At 69.1% G+C, this 20,922-nt stretch carries 16 protein-coding genes and 1 tRNA gene; 11 read left to right on the top strand and 6 right to left on the bottom strand.

Annotated features, from left to right (window positions below; translation table 11 throughout):
* Positions 1-43 precede the first annotated feature (43 nt).
* Positions 44-586, bottom strand: coding sequence for a bacterial proteasome activator family protein (locus C503_RS0117005; protein WP_018683419.1), 543 nt, complete (start codon positions 584-586; stop codon positions 44-46).
* A 69-nt stretch (positions 587-655) separates the two neighbouring features.
* Between C503_RS0117005 and C503_RS0117000 the strand changes: the two genes are divergently transcribed.
* A complete protein-coding gene (locus C503_RS0117000) occupies positions 656-1,861 on the top strand; it encodes a cysteine desulfurase-like protein (RefSeq protein WP_018683418.1) in 1,206 nt (401 codons plus the stop codon).
* Here C503_RS0117000 and C503_RS0116995 read toward each other — a convergent pair.
* Positions 1,858-2,814, bottom strand: coding sequence for an NAD(P)H-quinone oxidoreductase (locus C503_RS0116995; RefSeq protein ID WP_018683417.1), 957 nt, complete (start codon positions 2,812-2,814; stop codon positions 1,858-1,860). The genes C503_RS0117000 and C503_RS0116995 overlap by 4 nt on opposite strands.
* A gap of 211 nt (positions 2,815-3,025) precedes the next feature.
* Between C503_RS0116995 and C503_RS0116990 the strand changes: the two genes are divergently transcribed.
* The 5 genes from C503_RS0116990 (at position 3,026) to C503_RS45995 (ending at position 11,154) form a co-directional block, all read left to right on the top strand.
* Positions 3,026-4,573 carry a M28 family metallopeptidase gene (locus C503_RS0116990; protein ID WP_018683416.1) on the top strand — a complete coding sequence of 516 codons (1,548 nt, stop codon included), beginning with the start codon at positions 3,026-3,028 and terminating at the stop codon, positions 4,571-4,573.
* Positions 4,574-4,814: 241 nt separating this feature from the next.
* Positions 4,815-6,344 carry a M28 family metallopeptidase gene (locus tag C503_RS0116985; protein WP_084477176.1) on the top strand — a complete coding sequence of 510 codons (1,530 nt, stop codon included), beginning with the start codon at positions 4,815-4,817 and terminating at the stop codon, positions 6,342-6,344.
* 132 nt (positions 6,345-6,476) lie between these two features.
* Positions 6,477-7,922, top strand: a complete 1,446-nt coding sequence (gene wsfD / locus C503_RS39675; protein ID WP_018683414.1) for a glycan biosynthesis hexose transferase WsfD — start codon at positions 6,477-6,479, stop codon at positions 7,920-7,922.
* 256 nt (positions 7,923-8,178) lie between these two features.
* Positions 8,179-10,926, top strand: coding sequence for an ATP-binding protein (locus C503_RS0116975; RefSeq protein WP_018683413.1), 2,748 nt, complete (start codon positions 8,179-8,181; stop codon positions 10,924-10,926).
* Between the two features lie 141 nt (positions 10,927-11,067).
* A tRNA-Ser gene (locus C503_RS45995) sits at positions 11,068-11,154 on the top strand.
* A 129-nt stretch (positions 11,155-11,283) separates the two neighbouring features.
* On the opposite strand, the gene C503_RS0116970 is transcribed toward C503_RS45995, so the two are convergent.
* Positions 11,284-11,754 (bottom strand): MarR family transcriptional regulator, encoded by a 471-nt coding sequence (locus tag C503_RS0116970; RefSeq protein WP_018683412.1) that lies wholly within the window; start codon positions 11,752-11,754, stop codon positions 11,284-11,286.
* A gap of 113 nt (positions 11,755-11,867) precedes the next feature.
* Between C503_RS0116970 and C503_RS0116965 the strand changes: the two genes are divergently transcribed.
* The 3 genes from C503_RS0116965 to C503_RS0116955 all read left to right on the top strand — a co-directional run bounded on the left by C503_RS0116965 (position 11,868) and on the right by C503_RS0116955 (position 16,571).
* Positions 11,868-13,568, top strand: a complete 1,701-nt coding sequence (locus C503_RS0116965) for a bifunctional metallophosphatase/5'-nucleotidase (RefSeq protein WP_026316394.1) — start codon at positions 11,868-11,870, stop codon at positions 13,566-13,568.
* 626 nt (positions 13,569-14,194) lie between these two features.
* Positions 14,195-15,103: a KPN_02809 family neutral zinc metallopeptidase gene (gene ypfJ / locus C503_RS0116960; RefSeq protein WP_026316393.1), complete on the top strand. Its 909-nt coding sequence runs from the start codon at positions 14,195-14,197 to the stop codon at positions 15,101-15,103.
* A 232-nt stretch (positions 15,104-15,335) separates the two neighbouring features.
* Entirely contained in the window at positions 15,336-16,571 is a 1,236-nt protein-coding gene (locus tag C503_RS0116955; RefSeq protein ID WP_156893279.1) for an SdrD B-like domain-containing protein, read from the top strand.
* A gap of 60 nt (positions 16,572-16,631) precedes the next feature.
* Here the strand turns inward: C503_RS0116955 and C503_RS45990 are convergent, their stop codons facing one another.
* On the bottom strand, positions 16,632-16,787 hold the full coding sequence (locus tag C503_RS45990; RefSeq protein ID WP_018683408.1) for a hypothetical protein: 156 nt from the start codon (positions 16,785-16,787) through the stop codon (positions 16,632-16,634).
* 37 nt (positions 16,788-16,824) lie between these two features.
* Positions 16,825-18,072 carry an MFS transporter gene (locus C503_RS0116945; RefSeq protein WP_018683407.1) on the bottom strand — a complete coding sequence of 416 codons (1,248 nt, stop codon included), beginning with the start codon at positions 18,070-18,072 and terminating at the stop codon, positions 16,825-16,827.
* A 131-nt stretch (positions 18,073-18,203) separates the two neighbouring features.
* On the opposite strand from C503_RS0116945, the gene C503_RS0116940 reads away from it, so the two are divergent.
* On the top strand, positions 18,204-18,890 hold the full coding sequence (locus C503_RS0116940; protein ID WP_018683406.1) for a GntR family transcriptional regulator: 687 nt from the start codon (positions 18,204-18,206) through the stop codon (positions 18,888-18,890).
* 66 nt (positions 18,891-18,956) lie between these two features.
* Positions 18,957-19,712: a sulfite exporter TauE/SafE family protein gene (locus C503_RS0116935; protein ID WP_026316390.1), complete on the top strand. Its 756-nt coding sequence runs from the start codon at positions 18,957-18,959 to the stop codon at positions 19,710-19,712.
* On the opposite strand, the gene hisC is transcribed toward C503_RS0116935, so the two are convergent.
* A complete protein-coding gene (gene hisC, locus C503_RS0116930; RefSeq protein WP_018683404.1) occupies positions 19,713-20,780 on the bottom strand; it encodes a histidinol-phosphate transaminase in 1,068 nt (355 codons plus the stop codon).
* Positions 20,781-20,922: the final 142 nt, after the last annotated feature.

Below are 20,922 nucleotides of genomic sequence, written 5' to 3'. Positions count from 1 at the left end.
AAGGATCCGCACCGAGCCGGTGCGGATCCTTCGTTTCAGCAGTTCAGAGGTACTGGCCGGGGTTGCTCGGCCGCAGCGGCGACTCCGCGTCCGGGCGGGAGCCCGGCGGCAGACCGCGGCGCATCTGCTCCAGCTGCACCCTGGCCGCCATCTGCTGGGCGAACAGCGCCGTCTGGATGCCGTGGAACAGCCCCTCCAGCCAGCCGACCAGCTGCGCCTGGGCGATCCGCAGCTCCGCGTCCGACGGCGTGTTCTCCTCGGCGAACGGCAGTGACAGCCGCTCCAGCTCCTCGCGCAGCTCCGGGGCCAGCCCGTCCTCCAGCTCGGCGATCGACCGCTTGTGGATCTCACGCAGCCGGTTGCGGCTGGCCTCGTCCAGCGGTGCGGCGCGCACCTCCTCCAGCAGCTGCTTGATCATGGTGCCGATGCGCATCACCTTGGCGGGCTGCTCGACCAGGTCGCCGACCGACTCGCCGGGGGCGGGGTCGCCGTCCGGGATCCGGGCGGTGCCCAGGGGGGAGCCGTCGGGGCCGACCACCACCACGTGCTGCGGCAGCTCGTCAGGGCCGTTGCTGGGTTGTGTCACCCCTGCGAGGGTAGTCGTCGGCGGACCCGCGCAGGCGGTGGCCGGGGGCACTCTCGTACGGTGTGGCGCATGGCCTTCGACGTCGCTCGAATTCGTGGGCTGTTCCCCGCGCTGGGTGACGGCTGGGTCCACCTCGACTCGCCCGCGGGCATGCAGGTGCCCGAACAGGTGGCGACCGCGGTGTCGACCGCGTTGCGCGCCCCGGTGTCCGGGCCCGGCGGGGTGTTCCCCGCGTCGCAGCGCGCCGAGGCGATCGTGGACGCCGCCCGCCGCGCGGTGGCCGACCTGGTCGGCTGCGAGCCCGCCGGGGTGGTGCTCGGGCCGAACACCGCGCAGCTGCTGGCCCGGCTGGCCGAGGCGCTCGGCGACGGCTGGCTGATCGGCGACGAGGTCGTGCTGTCCCGGCTGGACCACCAGGCGAACACCGCGCCCTGGCTGCGGGTGGCGCAGCGGGCCGGGGCGACGGTGCGCTGGGCGGAGATCGACATCGAGACCTGCGAGCTGCCCGCCTGGCAGTACGAGAACCTGGTCTCGCACCGGACCAAGGTGGTCGCGGTGACCGGCGCGTCCGGCGCGGTCGGCACCCGACCCGACCTGACCAGGATCACCGAGCTGGCCAAGGCGCAGCGGGCGGTCGTGGTGGTGGACGCGTCCTCGTCCGCGCCGTTCGTGCCAATGGACATCCAGGCGCTGGGTGTCGACGTGGTCGCGGTGTCCGCGAGCGCCTGGGGCGGTCCCGGGGTGGCCGCGCTGGCCTTCGCCGACCCGGCCATGCTGGAGCGGCTGCCCGCCAGCTCGCTCGACCCGCGCGCACAGGGCCCGGAGCGGCTGGAGCTGGGCCAGCACGCCTACCCGCTGCTGGCAGGCCTGGTCGCCTCGGTGGACTACCTCGCCGATCTGGACGACGCGGCCACCGGCACCCGCCGCGAGCGGCTGGTCACCTCGCTCAGCTCGGCCAAGAGCTACCAGGCCGGTCTGCTGTCCCGGCTGATCAGCGACCTGCGCGCGCAGCGGCACCTGATGGTCATCGGCGACGCCATGCGGCGCATCCCCGCACTGGCGTTCACCGTGGCCGACGTGAAGGCGCAGGACGCCGTGGTTCGGCTGGCCGAACGCGGCATCTGCGCGTTCGCCGACGACACCCCCACCGGCGTGTTCGCCACGCTCGGGGTCGGTGAGGTGGGCGGCGCGGTCCGCGTGGGACTCGCGCACTACACCAACTCCGTGGAGGTCGACCAGCTCGTGGAAGCCGTCTCCGACCTCCGAACCTCTTAGACCGTCAAGACAATCTTCCCGAACACGCCGCCCTCGTCGAGCATCCGGTGCGCCGCCGCGGCCTCGGACAACGGCAGCTGCGCGTGCGTCACCGGCACCACCCGGCCGTCGGCCAGCATCGGCCACACGTACTCGGCCACCTCGGCGGCGATCGCGGCCTTCTCCGCCACCGGCCGGTAGCGCAGGCTCGTGGCGGTGACCGTCGCGTTCTTGCGCAGCAGCGCGGACAGGTCCAGCTCGCCGGTCGTGCCGCCCTGCATGCCGATCACCACCAGCCTGCCGTGCCGCTTGAGCGCCGAGACGTTGCGGCGCAAGTACTTGGCGCCCATGTTGTCCAGGATGACATCGGCGTCCACTTCGTCCTCGAACGCACTCTCGCGATAGTCCAGCGTGATGTCGGCCCCCAGTTCGGCGCAACGGCTGAGCCGTTCGGCTGAACCGGCGGTCACCGCGACGGTCGCGCCGAGCGCCTTGGCCACCTGAATGGCATGCGTGCCGATCCCGCCCGCACCCCCGTGCACCAGCAGGGTTTCCCCTTCGGACAGGTGCGCGGTGAGCACGACGTTGGACCAAACGGTGCACGCCACCTCGGGCAGGCCACCTGCGGTCACGAGGTCCACTACGGACGGCACCGGGAGCAGCTGTCCGGCCGGGACGGCGACCTTCTCCGCGTAACCACCGCCCGCGAGCAACGCACACACCTCGTCGCCGACCCGCCAATGCCCCACCTCGGGCCCGATCTCGACGATCGTGCCGGAGCACTCCAGGCCAAGGATCTCGCTCGCGCCGGGCGGCGGCGGGTAGAAGCCCTTGCGCTGCAACAGGTCCGCGCGGTTCACCGCGGTGGCCGCGACCCGCAGCACCACCTCGCCGGAACCGGCGACCGGGTCGGGCACCTCGCTCCAGCGCAGCACCTCGGGGCCGCCGGGTTCGCTGATCGTGATGGCACGCATACCGCAACGGTATCGCCGCACGGGTCGCGCGCCGCCGGTGGATAGCCGCGATCGTCCCGTTTCGACCGGTCGTCCGCCAAGGTCACAAGTCCAACCTGAACTCTTGACCAGCGGCGTGTGGCGAGCAAGAGTCACGCTCGCCGGATCGCGAGGGTCGGGTCGGGGGTCCGTCATGAGCCGGCACTTTCACCCCCACGAAGGGAAGTTGCCCATGTCGTCCCCCAGGACATCGGTTCGGGCGGGTGCGGTCCTGCTCGCCGCCTGCGCCGGGCTCGCGTTCACCACCGTGCCCGCCACCGCCCAGGTCCAGCTGCCGGATGGCCCCGCGCTGGCGCGCAACCTGACCAAGAAGGTCACCGCCAGCGGCATCAACCGGCACCTGATCGCCCTGCAGCGCATCGCCGACAAGAACAACGGCACCCGCGCCGTGGGCACGCCCGGCTTCGAGCAGAGCGTCGACTACGTCGCGGGCCTGCTGCGCGGCGCCGGGTTCGAGGTGAGCACCCCTGAGTTCACCTACCCCGTGCAGATCAGCGACGCCGCGTTCGCCGACGCGGGCGGCACCAAGGTCGACGCGTTCCCGATGGAGGAGTCCCCGCAGACCCCCGTCGGCGGCATCACCGGCCCGCTGGTGACCATCCCGCAGGACGCCACCCCTGGCTGCGAGGCGAGCGACTTCGCCGGTCTGCCCACCCAGGGCGCGATCGTGCTGGTCCGCCGCGGCGCCTGCACCTTCAACCAGAAGCAGGCCAACGCCGCGGCCGCGGGCGCCAAGGCGGTGCTGGTCGCCAACAACGTGGACGGCCAGCTCAAGGGCGTCACCCTTGGCGAGGGCGGCGTGCTGCCCACCGGCGGCGTCAGCAAGGCCGACGGCGACACGCTGTTCGGCAAGAACGGCGTGACCACCACCGTGGACATGCGGTTCCACACCGTGGAGAAGCCCGCGCGCAACATCATCGCGCAGACCACCACGGGCCGGAAGAACAACGTCGTGATGGCGGGCGCGCACCTCGACTCGGTCGAGGCCGGACCGGGCATCAACGACAACGGCTCGGGTAGCGCCACGCTGCTGGAGACCGCGCTGCAGCTGGGCGGCTCGCCCAAGGTCAACAACTCGGTCCGCTTCGCCTGGTGGGGCGCCGAGGAGCTGGGCCTGGTCGGGTCCACCAAGTACGTGCAGTCGCTGAGCTTCGACCAGCAGCTGGACATCGCGCTGTACCTGAACTTCGACATGACCGCCTCGCCGAACGCGGCCTACTTCGTCTACGACGGCGACAACTCCGACGGCGTCGGCTCCGGTGAGGGTCCGTACGGCTCCGCGCAGATCGAGTCCGCGCTGGCAGGCTTCCTGAACACCACCGGCGTGCCCACCGAGGGCACCGACTTCGACGGCCGCTCCGACTACGGCGAGTTCATCGCCCAGGGCATCCCGGCCGGTGGCCTGTTCACCGGCGCCGAGGGCATCAAGACCCAGGCCCAGGCGGACAAGTGGGGTGGCCAGGCGGGTGTCGCCTACGACAAGTGCTACCACTCCAAGTGCGACAACCTGGGCAACCTGGACCGCGTCGCGCTGGACCGCAACGCCGACGCGATCGCCTGGGTGACCGCGTCCTACGCGATCAGCACCGAGGACATCAACGGCGTTCCGCCGAAGAACGCGGCCGCGAAGGCGGCCAAGGCGGCGGCCCGCAAGACGCTGATCAAGACCCAGACCAGCCGGGTCAAGACGGCGCCCGTGGCGCACGGCGTGACCGCGTAGAAATCGTTATCTGTGCCGCGCCTGCGGCATTCAGCCTAAGGAAAGGCCCCGTGGCGACCACGCCGCGGGGCCTTTCCGCAGGAATGGGGGTCGCGCGGGCGGCCGAGCTGGTTTGGGTGGCAATGACCGACTCTTGACCAGGCCGGACCGGCAGGCGATGGTGGCCATCACGCCGGAACACGGACCGCGTCGGGGAGGTCACGCGTTGCGGTCGTGCTGACCCGTGAACGAGGGGACCCGCATGCCAAGAAGCAAGTCATTCCGCCTCGGTGCCGCCATCCTCGCGGCCACCGGCGCGGTCGCGTTCACCGCCATCCCGTCCTCGGCGGCGCCGACCGCGTCCGCCGAGCTCCCCGACGGACCCGCGCTCGCCAGGAACCTGGTCACCCGGGTGACCGGGGCGGGCGCGAACCGGCACCTGCAAGCGTTCCAGCGGTTCGCCGACCGCACCGGCGGCACCCGGGCGGCCGGGACGCCGGGGTTCGACCAGTCGGCCGAGTACGTGGAGGGCAAGCTCGTCGAGGCCGGGTTCGACGTCACCAGGCAGTCGTTCCCCTTCACCTTCGTGCAGACCTTGGCGCAGAAGCTGTCCGCGGCTGGCAAGGACGTGCCGATCTCGATCATGACCTACAGCCTGTCCACCCCGGTCGGGGGCGTGACCGCGCCGTTGGCGGTAATCCCGCTGGACGCCACCCCGGGCTGCGAGGCGACCGACTACACCGCCGTCACCGGCAAGGTGGTCCTGGTCCAGCGCGGCGGGTGCCCGTTCGCCCAGAAGCAGTCCGCGGCCGCCGAGGCCGGGGCCATCGCGGTGGTCATCTACAACAACGTGGACGGCCCGCTGTCCGGCACGCTCAGCGACCCGGCCGCGGCCAAGCTGCCCACCGGCGGCATCTCCAAGGCGGACGGTGAGGCCTTGGCGGCCTCCGGTGTCGCCACGGTGTCGGTCGAGCTGCGCGCGCTGCGCGAGGAGCGCACCACGTACAACGTGATCGCGCAGACCAAGACCGGCCGCAAGGACAACGTGGTCATGGCGGGCTCGCACCTGGACAGCGTCGTCGCGGGCCCCGGCATCAACGACAACGGCTCGGGCAGCGCGGCGCTGCTGGAGACGGCGTTGCAGCTGGGCGGCTCCCCGAAGGTCAACAACTCGGTCCGCTTCGCCTGGTGGAGCGCCGAGGAGCTGGGCCTGGTCGGGTCGACGAAGTACGTGCAGTCGCTGCCGTTCGAGCGCCAGCTGGACATCGCGCTGTACCTGAACTTCGACATGCTCGCCTCGCCGAACGCGGGCTACTTCGTCTACGACGGTGACAACTCCACCGGCACCGGCACCGCGGGCCCGTACGGTTCGGCGCAGATCGAGGCCCAGCTGGCCACGTTCCTCGGCGCGATCGGCGTCCCGACCGAGGGCTCCCCGTTCAACGGCCGCTCGGACTACGGCGAGTTCATCAAGAACGGCATCCCCGCAGGCGGCGTCGCGACCGGCGCCGAGGGCATCAAGACCCAGGCCCAGGCGGACAAGTGGGGCGGCCAGGTCGGCGTCGCCTACGACAAGTGCTACCACGCCAAGTGCGACAACCTGGGCAACCTGGACCGCACCGCGCTGGACCGCAACGCCGACGCCGTCGCCTGGGCAGTCGCGTCCTACGCCATCTCCACCGAGGAAATCAACGGCGTCCCGCCCCGCGCGGCTCGCGCCCAGGCCCGTTTGACGGCCAAGGCATCCCGCGCCTTCGCCCCGGCCGCCACCGGTGACGAATCGACCAGCTGATTAGTCCATTCAGCGCACAGGGTGCGGTCTCCCGGCGAGGAGACCGCACCCTGTGTCATTGAGGATTACGTAGTGTGCCACTAACAAACACTTGTTTGACGATATGTGCGGCGATCACTACCCTCCGGTGCGGTGTGGAAGCGATGGGTACCCACCGGAACTTTCGTCCTCTGGCTCACCGCGATCGGCATCCGCTGGTTGCTCCCGGTCCCCATCGGCATCGCGGACAACGGCGACGGCTGGCGCCTGATTTGCAAACTGGGCCTGGGCACATCGGAGTCGAGCGCGGTACTCGAAGGCTCGGTCCGCCTGTTCTACCCGACCGGCAGCATGTGCCCGAGCGACTACATCAGCTCCCAGTTCTGGATCGACCGTTTCGCCATATGGGTCGGCGGCGTGCTGGGCATGGCGCCTGGCCTGCATTTATTGCTTGTTGGCGCCATTTGCGCGGTTCTGGTCGCTCTCAGCCTGACGGTCATCACCCACTCGCTACCCGCGCGGCCGATCTACCGGGTTCTAGCCGGCATCCTCATCGCACTGGTCGCGCTGGACTCGGCGTTCTTCGGGTACTTCACGTCGATTTTGAGTGAGGGTGCCGTGTTTGTCGGCATCCTGCTGGTTTGTGCGGGCATGCTGCTGCTGCGCCGGGACGGTCTGGCTCGATGGTTCGGTGCGGCGTTGGTCGCGGCGGGTGGTGTGATCGGGGTCAATGCCAAGTCGCAGACGCTGTTGGTACTTCCACTGCTGGTACTGGCAATGCTGGCATTCATCCTGTGGGACCGACGTCGCGGGTTGGCTCGGTGGGCGCTGCCGGTGATGGTCATCTTCGTGGTGGGGGCGGGGACGGCCGCCCTGCAGGGGACCGGTGACCTTGCCAACGAGGATTATCGCGAGGCCAATGCCTACCATGCCATTTTCGATAGCATCCTCGATGGCAAGCATGACACTTATGGGGACTTGGCCGCGCTCGGGTTACCCGCGCATTTTGCCGAGTACATCGGTACCGGGTTTTGGTCGGCGCGGCCTGCTACGAAGGATCCGGACTATCCGAAGTATCGGGACAAGATCTCGAACCACAATATCCTGAGGTATTACTCGACGCATCCGCTGCGGACTTGGCAGATCTTGGATGTGGGGGCGAGTAACATGCTGGCCGCTCGGGTGCCGAATCTGGGGAACTTTCCCATGGAGGCGGGACAGGGGTGGGAGGAGAAGGAGTATCGGGTCCCTGTCCTCTCCGGCCCGACCGCGTTGGTTGCTCCACTGGGATTCTATGTCGTGATCCCGTTGTGGCTGCTCATCGCGTATCTGGGGATCCGGGCGTTGCGGGGCCGGGATCGGGGTGACCTGGGCATCCTGATCCTGATGCTGCTGGGGGTGGCAATGAGCGAGTTGGTGCTGGCATCCCTGGCAGAGGGAGTCGAGGGCGTGAAACACCAGAACCCAGCCCTATTCGCAACACTCTTAGGTCTGATGTTCGGAATCATCTCCCTGCTCCCGCGCGCATCCATCCCCGAGGAAGATCCAGCAACCAGTGCGGACCAACAAGAACAGAACCCCACCCCCGCTACAACGTGACACCCGACCTCCGCAACACGAAAATCTTCCCCGAATGGTCCGCTGTACCCGAGGGTGCCGCCGAAGTCAAGGGGCGCCCCGAGGTGCTCGACGGTGCGACTCGCCTGCCGCGGCTGCGTAGATCACCAGCAGGTACTTCGCGTAGCCCTCCCCGGGTCGGACTTGCGGGATCATGACGAGTGAGCCACCGCCGGATACCGACACAGGTCTCCCGAAAACGCCGCCCGGCGCTGTGACCGCAGGCACAATTGGCAGCATGTCGCGCTTCAAAGACCTCAACGGTCCATTGAGACGCCAGGTCGCCGAACGCCTGTGGGGTGCCTGGGAGTCCGGGGAAAACCGGGGCCTGATCCTCACCGGCGAGTCCGGCACCGGCAAGACTAGGCAGGTGGTCTGGCCACTGCTGAACTTGGTCCGCCGCTTCAAGGGGATCGCGATCTCGATCGATGTGCCGGAATCACCAGTCGACCTCGAAGCCCACCTCTTCGGCAAGCTCGAGGAGTGTGACGAGGCGATCGGCGACCCGAGGCTCAAGGAACAGATCCGCGACTCGCGCGGGTTCTTCGCCGCGGTGCGGACGTTGCTCGCCAGGAAGTCGATCGTCGTCATCGACGAGTTCCAGCGTGGCCTCGATGACAAGGCCCACCCGTTCCGGTTCTTCGCGGACAAGCTGCAAGACCTTGCCACGCGCACCCCGCGGGGCGGCTGCCTGCTCATCGTCTCGAACCGCAAGATCGACCCGTTGTGGACGGAGCCCTTCCTCACCCAGCGGCTCGACCCGCCTGCGGAGCAGGACGCGCTGAAGATCGCGCTCAGCCAGATCGCCGAGGACAAACGGGCGGACGTGCTGCCCGCGGACCGGCACGCCGAGGTCGTCAACCGGCTGGGCCGTAATCCCCGCGCCCTGCGGCTGCTGAGCGCGCTGCTGGCCGACGACCACCTGCTGGAGGACCTGCTCGGACCACCGGAACCGCTGACCGCGCCCGTGGACACCGAACTCGTCCGCGGGGTCGAGCACGGGCTCGTCGCCAAGGCCGTCCAGGGCATGCCGGACGCGGCACGAGCGGCGCTACGGAACCTGTCGGTGCTGGCGGACTGGGCCGAGGCCGGCCTCGTACAAGCCGTCACAGGCATTGACGCCCCCGTCGAGAGCAACGATCTCACGCGCCAACTGTTCAGCCGGTTCCTGGTCGAGTCCTGGACGAGGGGACCGCAGGGGCGGCGGGTCACGCAGTACCAGGTGCATCCCGCGGTCCGGGAGGTCGACCGGGTCCGGCTGCACGACGATGAGGACGCGTGGAAGGCCGCGCACCTGCGCGCGGGTGCCTGGTTCGCCAAGGGCCTCGTGGTTCGCAACCCCGGCGACCACGTCCACCAGGCACGGCTCGCCATCGCACTGGCAGGCATCCAGCGGCACTACGTCCTCGCCGGGGCACAGGCCGAGTTCGCCCAGGTGATCCAGCCGGTCGTCGCGGACATCGAACGGCGGTTCGGCACCGAGTACCGGCACGTCGTGCCGGAGTCGCGGATGGAACTTGACGCGCGCATCGAGCTGCTTACGGCGTACTTCGACACCGGGCACGAGAACGTGCACCTGCGCTACCACCTGGCCCGCCTGTTCCAGGTGCGCGAGGACGACGGCGATCTCGAACGCGGCCTGACCCACGCGGAGAAGGCCACGGAGACGCTCGACTCGTTCTACCCATGGATGCTGCGGCTGAAGATCGCCTGGGCCGCACGCGGGGATACCTCCCCCGTCGACATCGCGGACGAGGCGCTGCGCCGTGTGAAGCACGTGGCGGACGACAGCTCGGACCACCGGTTCTCGTTCTTCACGCACCCCGCCATGTGCTTGGTCGCGCTCGGTGAGACCCGCACCGCCGTCGAGAACTTGCGCCAGGCGTTCGAACGCAAGCGGGTGCGGGGCTCGAACTGCTTCCGCCTCATCGAACCCGCGATCCCGTACTGCGCCGTCGAGGCGGACGACCAGTTGCTGGCGGACCTGTGCCGATGGCTGGACAAGCAGCCTGATCTGTCCCTGCAGGCGGACCAGGCGAAGATCGCGTTCGCGATGTGCCAGGGTCGGTGGGACGAGGCGGCGAAGAGGGCCAAGATCGCACGCCGCTCCGCTCCGCGATACATCAACTTCGCGACCTACGAGTCGATCGCCCTGCTCGCGACCGGCCGCGCCAAGGAAGCCCACCAGTTGCTGATCGAGGCTCGGATTCCCGACAGCCAGCGCTACTCCAGGAGGTCGGAGTTCCGCGAGGGCAAGGCGTGGCTGGCGTCCTTCGCGGCCCTGGAAGCCGGTGAACTTGAGACCGCACACAAGTGGCTGACGGCGTACTTGGGCGAGTACACAGCGGACTGGTCGCCCGTGAAGATGAAGGCACGGCTGCTGTACGAGTGGGACAACCGCGTGGGCACGATGGGCGAGGCGAATCCCGCGTACGTAGCGCCCGTCCTCCCTGACGCGATGACCGGTTGCGGTGACGCGCGTCGACCACAGTACGGACCACCCGTGCTGCCGAGGCGCCAGGTGACCGAGGAAGAATCGCCTACGGTACCTCCCTCGCTCGGCGTGCAGATCAACGACTCGGTCGTCTACATAGGTTCGAAGCACAAAGGAGCAGCTGTGACGAATGGCGGCAGCAAGTTCACGTTCCAGGGCGAGGTCAAAGCCGGTGTGATTGGCGACAACGCCACAGTCGCGAGCGTGTCGTTCGACGCGGACGAGACCACCGCCGTCGACCCCGTGGTGCTGCTCAAGCAGCTCAAGCAGTTACGGGGTGAGATGGTGGCCAAGTCGGCGACCGGTGAGCAGAAGGACGCACTGGAATCGGTCGACGAGGCCATCGCAGCTGCTGAGGAGGGAGACGCGCCCAGGACCGAACGCAGGCTCCGGGCTTTGGGCAAGAGCGCGGGTACATGGGCCATCGGGCTCGCGACGTCGATCGGAGCCGGGGTGGCCGTAACGGTGCTGAAGTCCACGCTCGGTCTGTGACGCGATTCGTCGCGACGCGGGCAAGGCGAACTGCTACTGCTCGTCGCAGCCCGGATCTACCGCAGGTCAGCGGGCCATACGCCGTGGATGATGCCGGTAGCCATGCCGACCTCGGCACTCGGATACCCTGGTCACCGGCTGGGTAGCGTGTCCGAGCGGCCTAAGGAGTGCGTCTTGAAAACGCATGAGGGTTGATCCCCTCCGTGGGTTCGAATCCCACCGCTACCGCGCGGAACGAAAGGCGCCCCCGCGCCCGACAAGGGTATGGGGGCGCCTTCGTCTTTCAGGCGACTGGCGAACGTTTCCAGGCGGATGTACTCGGCCGCGCTGCGACGCCTCCAGCCCCTAGCCCAGGGGTCAGCTCAGGTCCAGGTGGTCGATGACCCGCTCGAACAACCCGGTGATCACCTGCTGTTCCTCCGGTGTCATCAGATCCACCAGATGCTCCCGCACCCCCTGCACATGCACCGGCGCCGCCGTTCGGAGTACGTCCATCCCCTTGGGTGTCAGCTCCGCGATGACCCCCCGGGCGTCCTCCGCGCACCCGGTGCGTCGGACCAGACCGGCCTTCTCCAGGCGGGAGATCTGGTGGGAGAGTCTGCTTTTCGACGAGGCGAGCTGTCCGGCGAGCTGGCTCATGCGCATCTGGAGCCCCTCGCATTCGGACAATCGGACCAGGACCTCGTAGTCCGGCAGGGCCAGCCCGTGGTTGTCCTGCAGTTCCCGGTTGAGCTGCTGGCGCAGGAGTTCGCTGCCGATGACGTAGGCCCGCCACGCGCGCATCTCGTCCGGTTCCAGCCACCGGGGCTCGGCTCGCAGTGATGTCACGCGTCCAGGTTACGGCGTTCACCTGACAGCCCTGGTCTTAGCCATCTTGAGCGTGCAGACTCCACTGCCTGCGTCCGGTCGCAGGGACCCGGGCGTTTCGGTGCGGAGGACTGATGAGGGTATCGGTGCGTGTCGCGGCTGCCGTGGCCGCGGTGGGGGTGGCGGTGTCGGCGTTCGCCGGGGTCGCCGAGGCGAAGCCCGCGGGGACGACGGACCTGCGGCTGATCGCGTTCAACGACTTCCACGGCAACCTGCAGCCGCCTGCCGGGTCGTCCGGTCGGGTGACGTTGGCGAACGGGACCACGGTGGACGCGGGTGGGGCCGCCTACCTGGCCACGCACATCAGTCAGCTGCGCGGGCAGGTGAGCAACTCGCTGGTGCTCTCCGCCGGGGACAATGTCGGCGCGTCGCCGCTGAACTCGGCGTTGTTCCACGATGAGCCGACCATCGAGATGATGAACAAGGTCGGCGTGTCCGCCAGTGTGATCGGCAACCACGAGTTCGACGAGGGCTACCGGGAGCTGCTGCGCATGCAGTTCGGCGGCTGCCACCCGACCGACGGTTGCCAGTTCCACAACCCGTTCCGCGGCGCCAAGTTCCCGTTCCTGGGTGCCAACATCACTTTCGACAACGGCCTGCCCGCCGTGCTGCCGGTGACGATCAAGTTCGTGGACGGCATCCCGGTCGGCATCATCGGGGTCACCCTCAAGGACCTGCCGTCGGTGGTCACCCCCGAGGCGATCAAGGGCTTCAGGTTCGGCGACGAGGTCCACGCCATCAACCAGACCTCGCGGCTGCTGGACCTGGCGGGCATCCGCACCCAGGTCGTGCTGCTGCACCAGGGGGACAGCACCGAGGGCGGTGGCCCGGACGACTGCCGCACGCTGCCCGGCCCGGCCAGGGACATCGCGGCCGCCGCGTCGCCGTCGGTGGACGTGTTCTTCACCGGGCACAGCCACCAGCAGTACAACTGCGTGATCAACGACCCGGCGGGCAACCCGCGTCCGGTGATCCAGGGCGCCTCCTTCGGCCGGTTGCTCTCCGTGGTCGACCTGAAGATCGACAAGAAGACCCGGGACGTGGTGCGCACCGCGACCGTGGCGCACAACGAGGTCGTCACCCGCACCGTCACCCCGGACCCGGCGGTGCAGGCGCTGGTGGACGAGTCGGTGACCAAGTCCGGCCCGATCGCGAACAGGCAGATCGGCACCATCACCGCGGACCTGACCCGGACCGCCTCCGCCGCCGGGGAGACCCCGCTGGGTGACGTCATCGCCGACGCGCAGCTGGCGGCCACGCAGGGCAACCAGGCGCAGATCGCCATGACCAACCCGGGTGGCATCCGCACCGACCTGACCTACGCCTCGTCACCCGCGGGTGAGGGCAACGGCGTGGTCACCTATGGCGAGGCGTTCGCGGTGCAGCCGTTCAGCAACATCATGCAGACCATCACGTTGAGCGGGGCGCAGCTCAAGACCGTGCTGGAACAGCAGTGGCAGGTACAGCCCAACGGCACGACCGTGACCCGCTTCCTGCAGATCTCGTCCACTTTGCACTACTCGTGGTCGCAGTCCGCGGCGCAGGGCAATCGGGTCTCCAACATCACTGTCGCGGGTCAGCCGGTTGATCCGGCAGGGAAGTACCGGGTGTCGGTGAACAACTTCCTTGCCGCGGGTGGGGATGGGTTTGCTGAACTGGCTAAGGGTTCCGACTTGGCTGGTGGGCCGGTGGATCTGGATGCGTTCTCTGCTTACTTGACTGGGCATCCGAATCTGGCGCCGCCGGTGGCTGACCGGGTGGCAGTCACCCAGTAGCCCACCCGCCTAACCACCCCAAACCCAGCCACCACGCGGGACCGGCTAAAGGCGATCCCGCCGCGAGGCGAAGCCGAGCCAACAAGCACTTTCGCGGTGGGACGGGGCGTGTTACACAAGTTCACCGGTTTGGGGAGTGTGCTCGGGGTTGTCCATTTGGGATGGCCGGTGCACGATGGGTGTGACGGCCGGCACGGTGTGACCCACGGAATGCCGAACCAGTTGGTCACCGAGCCCGCCGGGGAAGGTCAGGTGGTGCCGTGGCGATGCAGACAAATCCCGCAGTGGTCTGCCGCCTACCGCGCCCCCGCGGCTGAGTCGACAGTATCGAAGCAGTCGTGGACGAGGGCGGTTTTTCGACGGATCCCTTCGAGTGCGCGGCGCGCGACACGCGTCGGTCCTGCACCTCGACGATGTTGACCCCCGCATCGGGCGCGTCTCCTGACCCGCCCGGCCGGGTTCCACGCCACCCGCCGGAACGGCGGGCCGCTGCGACGTGACGGACCCTGGGTGCGGACGCCGACGAGAGGCGTCCGCACCCAGGCGCGTCCCATCCCCCTTCCCCGCCCGCGCCCACTAGAGTCCTGCGGGACAGGACCAAGCAGGCCCGGACGCGGAGTGTGCTCGTGGAGTTCGACGACGACGTAGCGCTCGACACCTCACAGGTCCAGGACACCCGCGGCTCCGGCGGTGTGGGTGGCCGGGTCGCGTTGGGCGGCGGTGGTCTGGGTCTGGTCGGTCTGATCGTGTACTTCGTGCTCTCCCAGCTGGGCGGCCTGCCCGCGAGCGTGCCGCTGAGCACCGGCGGCGTCCGCGACGGCCAGTCGCTGAGCAGCTCGGACCTGTCCAAGGAATGCCGCACCGGCAAGGACGCCAACACCAAGGACGACTGCGCGCTGGTCGCGATCATCAACTCGATCCAGGGCTACTGGACCGACCAGTTCTCCCGCTCCGGCCGCACCTACGAACCGGCGACCACCACCTTCTTCAGCGGCTCGGTCAACACCGGCTGCGGTGGTGCCACCGCCGACGTCGGCCCGTTCTACTGCCCGGCCGATGGCCGCGTGTACATCGATCTCTCGTTTTTCAAGGAGTTGCAGACCCGGTTCGGTGCCCAGGGCGGCACTTTCGCCGAGGCATATGTGCTCGCCCACGAGTACGGCCATCATGTGCAGAACCTGCTCGGCACCTCGGACAAGGTCCGTCCCGGCACCGGTCCCACCTCGGACGGCGTGCGCCTGGAACTGCAGGCCGACTGCTACGCGGGCGTCTGGGCCAACCACGCCACCACGGTGCCGACGTCCAGCGGGAAGCCGCTGATCAAGTCCATCTCCCAGGACGACGTGAACCGCGCCTTGGATGTGGCCGCCCGCATCGGCGACGACTACATCCAGAAGAACCTGGGCAACGGCCGGGTGGACGAGAGCCAGTTCTCGCACGGTAGTTCGCAACAGCGCGAGAAGTGGTTCACCGCGGGTATCAACAGCGGCAACCCCACGACCTGCGACACGTTCGGCACCCGCAACCTGGGCTGATTGGCGCACCGCGGCACACTTTCACCCGATAGAGCGAAATGGGGGTAGATCCGCTATAGTCCGGATCAACGCCATTGCGTGACCGGACGACGCGGGTTTACTGGGGACCCGTCGGGGCGTCGCAGCCGGTCTTGAACTGGGGAAGTGGGAAAACACATTGCGCCGCACCACCGTGCGCCGGACGGTTTCGCGTCTCGGCGTTATCACCGCTGTGTTCGCGCTGAGCGCGACGATGACCGCCACTGTCGCCTCGGCCGAGGAAACGGACGCCACCGGCACCACCGCGGTCGCGACGGCCGAGCAGCAGGTCGAACCGTCCACTTCGGAGTCCCCGGCTCCGGCCGAGCAGCCGGAGACCAAGCCGGAGACCAAGACCGACGAGCCCGCGCCGAAGCCAGCGGAACAGCAGGCCGAGCCTGCCCAGAAGGAGGGCGAGCAGGCTCCGGAGACCGGCACCCCGGCCCCCGCCGAGGACCCTGACAAGTCTGATGTGGACAGCCCGGCCGCCGAGCAGCCCAACGCCGGTAACGAGGCCGCGGGCGACCCCGCGCCCGCCGCGGAAGACCCGCAGCCGGTCGGCAGCTACTCCGGCCAGATCTTCGGTGACGACAACGACAACGAGGTCTTCGACGACGGCGAGGCGCTGTCGGGCGTCACCGTCACCGTCACGCGCAAGGACGCGGAACAGCCCCCGAAGTCAGCCACCACCGGGGCCGACGGCCGCTTCTCGTTCGCCGACCTGGAAGCGGGCGACTACAGCGTCAAGTACACCAACCCGCCGCACTACATCGTGCTGCACCTGGACCAGAACGGCGACAACGCCGAGAACATCACCATCTCCGCGAACGGGAACGTCACCAAGACGATCCGCGCGGTCCGCGAGGGGCAGCGGGGCAACCTGGTCGACGTGCTTTCCGGCGCCATCGCGTTGGACAAGGACAGCTACACGACGGGCGACACCGCGCACTGGACCCTCAAGCTGACCAACACGGGCACCCGGGACCTTGACGGCGTGGTCGCGATCTGCGGCATCTCCAACGACACCACCTGGATCGACACCCTCGGTGACCCCAACGGCGCCAACCTCGCGCCGAAGGAAACCCGCAGCTGGGACCGGGAATTCAAGATCAACGACGAGATGGCCGCGGACAGCGCGGTCGGCCTGGCGTGCTTCGTCATCGCCAAGGACTACGACGAGGACGAGGAGAAGGACGCGCTCCGCCTGGTCACCTCGGCGAATGTCACGCCCCCGGTGGCGCCGGTTCCGAACCCCGAGCCGCAGGGCGGCATCGTGCCCGCGGTGAACCCGGTCGCGCAGGGCTCGATCACCCCGGCCACCACCACCGCCCAGTCGCAGGACCTCGCCTACACCGGTGCGAGCGTGGGCGGCCTGTTCGGGTTCGGTCTGGCCGCGCTGGTGGCGGGCGGTGCCGCGGTGCTGTTCACCCGCCGCCGTCGCACCAACTGATCTCCAGTAGTACAAGTACGAATATGAGGGCGGTGCCGGTTCTCCGGCACCGCCCTCGTTTCAGCTGACGAGCACGAACAGCGACAACGTCGCCAGCGAGCCGAGCACGAAGCCGGTCACCGCCAGCCTGCCGAACAGCTCGGCGCGGCCGAGCAGCCACAGCACGCCGAGGCACGCGACCAGCACGCCGAACGCGATCATGGCCAGGTCGGACATGGCACTACCCCCGGATCACTCCTCTGTGGACTATTGGTCAGCGCAGCTCGTGGCCGCGGGTCTCGGGCAACCAGAACAGCGACACGAACGCCAGCGCGTAGGCCAGGGCGCCGAGCGCCATCGCGCCGCCGACGCCGTAGTGCAGTGCCAGGTAGCCGACGGCCGCCTGGAAGAACGCGCCCACGCCGCGCCCGAAGTTGTAGGTGAACGCCGGTCCCGCGCCGCGCGCGTGGCCCGGGTACAGCTCCGCCAGGTAGGCGCCGAACCCGCTGAAGATGGCCGACGAGCAGAACCCGAGCGGGAAACCCAGATACATCACGTAATCACCGGCGGACGTCGGTAGCTGTGTGTAAAGAATGAGCAGCACCGCGCTGAGCACGGCGAATATCTGAATGCTCCGCTTGCGCCCGAGCCGGTCGGTGAAGAAACCGCCGGTGAGGTAGCCGAGGAAGGCCCCGGTGATCAGGAACGCCAGGTAGCCGCCGGTGCCGACGACCGATAGCCCCCGGCTCTTCGCCAGGAAGTTGGGCAGCCAGGTCGCCAGCGTGTAGTAGCCGCCCTGGCAGCCGGTGGCCAGCAGGGACGCGAAGACGGTGGTGTGCAGCAGGTCGGGCCGGAAGATCGCGCGCAGCGAGTCGCGTGCCTTCGCCCGGTGCTCGGTGAACGCGGGCGCGTCCTCGATGCCGCGGCGCAGGAAGAACACCAGCAACGCGGGCAGCGCGCCAGTCAGGAACAGCAGCCGCCAGGCCACGTCCTGGTCGGCCACCCGGAACAGCACCGTGTAGACGATCACGGCGGCGCCCCAGCCGACCGCCCACGAACTCTGGATCACCGCCGACGCCCGGCCGCGGTCGCGGGCGGAGACGTACTCGGCCACCAGGATCGCCCCGGTGGCCCACTCGCCGCCGAAGCCGAGGCCCTGCAGGGCGCGCAGGACCAGCAGCGTCTCGTAGTTCGGCGCCAGCCCGCACAGCGCGGTGAACAGCGCGTAGGTCAGCACGGTGATCATCAGCGTGCGCACCCGGCCGAGCCGGTCGGCCAGCACCCCGGCGACCACCCCGCCGACCGCCGAGCAGGCCAGCGTCGCGGTGGACAGCCAGCCGGTCTCGGCGCTGTCCAGGCCGAAGGTGGCCGCGATGGCGGTCAGGCCGAGCGGCAGCACCCAGTAGTCGTAGGAGTCGAGCCCGAAGCCGAGGAAGGCGCCGACGAACGCGCGTCGCCCCTTGCCCGACAGTGCCCGGAACCAGGCGAGCGCGCCGGTCCCCTCCGGTGTCGTTGTCGTCATCACGCACCCCGCTCACTCGTTCACTTGTAGTGTCGTTCAGTGTGGGGATTGTTGAACAATATGACAATGGCCCGATCGGACGATTAAGCTGTGACTTGTAGGAACGTTCAACAATCCACCGGGAGGTCCGGGTGAGCACGGCGATCGGGGACCGGCTGAGCACGCTGGCGGCGACCAGGCGCGAGGCGCGCAGCACCGCCGCCGAGGCGGCCGCCGCCGCGCTCCGTGACCTGATCATGGAGGGCGGGCTGCGCCCCGGCGACCGCATCGCCGAGGAAGAGATGCTCAAGCCGCTGGAGGTCTCCCGTAACACCCTGCGCGAGGCGTTCCGCCTGCTCGCCCACGAGAAGCTGCTGGAGCACAAGCTCAACCGCGGCGTCTTCGTGCGCACCCTGGACGTCGACGACATCATCGACCTCTACCGGGTCCGCCGCATGATCGAGCTGCCCGCGTTGGCCCGCTCCGGCGAACCGCACTGGGCGCGGATGGCCGAACAGGTCCGGCTCGGCCGCAAGGCGCACGCCGAAGAGGACTGGCGCGCCGTCGGCACCGCCAACACGCACTTCCACCGCGAGATCGTGGCCGCGGCGGGCAGCCCCCGGCTGGACGAGCTGATGAGCCAGCTCAGCGCGGAACTACGGCTGGGCTTCCTGGAGATGGGCCACCCGCGCACCTTCCACGAGGGCTACCTGCACCGCAACGGCGAGATCTCCGCCGCGGCCGCCGCGGGCGACGTCGCGGGCGCCGCCCGGCTGCTGGAGCGCTACCTCGCCGACGCCGAGGCCGAGATGGTGGCGGCTTTCCGCGACAAGACCTGAACGCGTCCGGTCGACGTCCACCGATCGGGTTAGGGTGCCAGGTGTGCCGATGATCGGATGCCCGCGGTGACCTTCTGGGAAGGCGTCGCGGTGTTGCTGGTGGGCGTGTTCGCCGGGGGGATCAACACCGTGGTGGGGTCCGGCACCCTGGTCACGTTCCCCGTGCTGCTGGCTGTCGGCTACCCGCCGGTGGTGGCCAATGTGTCCAACTCGCTCGGCCTGGTGCCCGGCTCGGTCGCGGGCGCCATCGGCTATCGCGCCGAGCTGAAGGGCCAGCTGCCCCGGCTGCTGCGGTTCGGCACCGCCTCGCTGCTCGGCGGCGTCTGCGGCGCGATCCTGCTGCTGGTGCTCCCGCCCGGCGCGTTCGAGGCGATCGTGCCGGTGCTCATCGTGCTCGCCCTGGTCTTGGTGGTCATCCAGCCGTGGCTGTCGCGCAAGCTCGCCGAGCGCAGCGGCGAACGGCACCCGCACGGCGGCATCGGCCTGCTGCTCGCCGTGTTCGCCACCGGCATCTACGGCGGCTACTTCGGCGCCGCGCAGGGCATCCTGCTGCTGGCGTTCATGGGCATCCTGATGGACGAGCCGCTGCAGCGCACCAACGCGATCAAGAACGTGCTGGCCACCATCGTCAACCTGACCTCGGGCGTGCTGTTCATCTTCATCGCCGACGTCGCCTGGCCCGCGGTCGTGCTCATCGCCGCGGGCGCGACCGTCGGGGGACTGCTCGGGGCCAAGGTCGGCCGCAAGCTGTCCCCCGCGGTCCTGCGCGGGGTGATCGTCCTGGTCGGACTCGCCGCGATCGTCCAGCTGCTACTGAAGTGACTAGCGCGGGAACGACCGCGCGGCCGCCAGGAAGACATCGTTCTCGTCCGGCGTGGTGATCGTGATCCGCACGCCGTCACCCGCGAACGCGCGCACCACGACTTTCTGCGCCAGGCAGTGCTCGTTGAACTCCATCGCCCGCTCGCCCAGCGGCAGCCACACGAAGTTCGCCTCGCTCTCCGGCACCTCGTAGCCCGCCTCGACCAGCTCCGCCCGCACTCGGCCGCGCTCGGCCACGATCTCCCGGCAGCGCGCGAGCAGCTCGTCCTCCGCCGCCAGCGAAGCCAACGCCGCCACCTGCGCCAGCGCGTTCACGCCGAACGGGATGAAGACCTTGCGCACCACGTCGATCACCGGCGCGGGCGCCACCAGGTAGCCCACCCGCAGGCCTGCCAGCCCGTACGCCTTGGAGAACGTGCGCAGCACGGCCACGTTGTCCCGCCCGCGCGCCCACTGCTCCTTCGCGACCGCCACGCCGTCCGGCACCTCGGGGTTCGACACGAACTCCCGGTAGGCCTCGTCGATGACCACCAGCGTGTCCTCCGGCACCGCGGCCAGGAACCGCTCCAGCTCCGACCGGGTCAACGCGGTCCCGGTGGGGTTGTTCGGCGTGCACACGAACACCAGCCGCGTCTTCGGCGTCACCGCCGCGATCATGGCGTCCACGTCGAGCGCGTGCCCGGCAGTCAGCGGCACCCGCGTCTGCGCGGCCCCCACCACCTGGGTGACGATCGGGTACGCCTCGAACGAGCGCCACGGGAACAGCACCTCGTCGCCCTCGGCGCAGGTCGCCTGGATGAGCTGCTGGCACAGCGTCACCGACCCGCAGCCGACGGTCACCTGATCCTCGGCCACGTCCAGCTTGCGCGCCAGCGCCGCGGTCAGCTCGGCCGCCCCGCTGTCCGGGTAGCGGTTGATCCGCGCCGCCGCCTCGGCGATCGCCGTCACCACGCTGGGCAGCGGGCCCAACGACACCTCGTTGCTGGCCAGCTTGATCGCCCCCGGCAGGCTCCGGCCGGGCACGTAGCTGGGCAGCGATTCCAGGTCGGCGCGGGTACGCACGGTCATCGGGGCTCCTCGTCGCAAGGGGGCGGCACTACGATGCTACCCAGCGGACACAACCGTCCGATGGTCGTACCGCGCTCGACGGAAATGCCTGTTGTCCTGCGGACGGGTGAGCGAGTGATCACGTTGACTGCTATTAACCCCC

It is taken from the genome of Actinokineospora enzanensis DSM 44649, from assembly GCF_000374445.1.
GTDB lineage: Bacteria > Actinomycetota > Actinomycetes > Mycobacteriales > Pseudonocardiaceae > Actinokineospora > Actinokineospora enzanensis.
This window is presented reverse-complemented; position numbering and strand designations above follow the sequence as displayed.